Genomic DNA, 1,222 nt, shown 5'->3' on the forward strand with positions numbered 1-1,222 from the left:
GTATACATGCCGGCCGGCCGACCGAAGCGCTGCCAGCTCGTCTTGACCGCCAGCATCTTTGCGCGCACGCGCAATTCGCGCGTGATGATGCCCATGATCTCCTCGTTGCCGCCATGCGAGTTGACGACGATCAGCTTCCTGACGCCGGCGCGGGCGATCGACAGGCCAAGCTCGGTCCAGGCGTCGACCAGGGTGGTAGCCGGCAGGGTCAGCGTCCCCGGCGCATGCAGGTGCTCGTTCGATTTGCCCACCGCCTGTACAGGCAGGATACGGATGTCGAGGTCATCGGGCAGGCGCGCGATCACCGTCTCCAGCATGCCCATCATGATCGAAGTGTCGGTCGAGACCGGAAGGTGGGGGCCATGCTGCTCGATCGCCGCGACCGGCAGAACGGCGATGGTCGCCTCCGCGTCGATCGAGGCATATTCGGTCGTCCGGTAATCGCCCCACCACACACGTCTTGTCGTCACTTTCGTCTCCCGATGGTCTGCTGCTCGGCCTGGAGGTCTAAAGCGCCCGGCCGTTCCGGGCAACAGTCAGCCTGCCGCCAAAACCTCCACCTCGACCTTGAATTCCGGGCGGGCGAAGCCGGAGACGATCATCAGCGTCGAGGCCGGCGCCGGATCGGAAAACAGGCGATTGCGAACGTCCATATAGGCCTGCAGATGCGCGCGATCGGTGACGAAGGCGTTGATGCGCACGACATCGTTCAGCGTCAGCCCGGCTTCGCTAAGAATCGCGGCGATGTTCTTGAAGCACAGCTCCGTCTGCGCGCCGGCATCCTCGGGGACGGCGTCGTCCGGACCGATGCCCAACTGCCCCGAACACAGGACAATGCGCTTTCCCGCCGGAATTTCGACGCCGTGGCTGTAGCGGGCAAAGGGCGGCTTGATCGATTGGGGGGCAAGGTATTTGAGCATGGCATTCTCCTGTCCGCGGGCAGACTAAGGCTGGATTGACGAAACCTTCAAGATGCGGTGCATGCCGGCCGGGCGATTATGGACAGGCGTCCAAAAAATAGGCACGATGCCTTCCGTACAGCATGACCCGTCCGGTCTCGGCAATGACTGCCGCGCAAGCAGGCGGCCCAGGCGGTGGCATGTGTCTTGCTTCTTGAACCAATGGTGTCGAGCCCAGCGCGCAGCGCGCCGGAGCCAAGAGAGGGTGATGTTTATGTACGGAAAAGAAAAGATCCTGGCGGGCGCTGTCGCGCTGCTTGCGG

Annotated in this window: 3 protein-coding genes; all 3 read right to left on the bottom strand. The window is 63.3% G+C overall.

The annotated features are described in order from the left end of the window. On the bottom strand, window positions 1–470 hold a 470-nt coding region (locus tag EOA29_RS37000), incomplete at its 3' end, for a creatininase family protein (RefSeq protein WP_189479127.1). A gap of 66 nt (window positions 471–536) precedes the next feature. Next, window positions 537–920, bottom strand: coding sequence for a RidA family protein (locus EOA29_RS37005; protein WP_126093247.1), 384 nt, complete (start codon window positions 918–920; stop codon window positions 537–539). A gap of 76 nt (window positions 921–996) precedes the next feature. Further along, on the bottom strand, window positions 997–1,222 hold a 226-nt coding region (locus EOA29_RS42495), incomplete at its 5' end, for a hypothetical protein (RefSeq protein ID WP_210213229.1).

This window comes from Mesorhizobium sp. M1E.F.Ca.ET.063.01.1.1 (assembly GCF_003998155.1).
In the GTDB taxonomy this organism is placed as follows: Bacteria; Pseudomonadota; Alphaproteobacteria; order Rhizobiales; family Rhizobiaceae; genus Mesorhizobium.

Coding starts and splice junctions, on each gene's coding strand:
- EOA29_RS37005 (WP_126093247.1), bottom strand. CDS start 920: ATGCTCAAATACCTTGCCCCCCAATCGATCAAGCCGCCCTTTGCCCGC.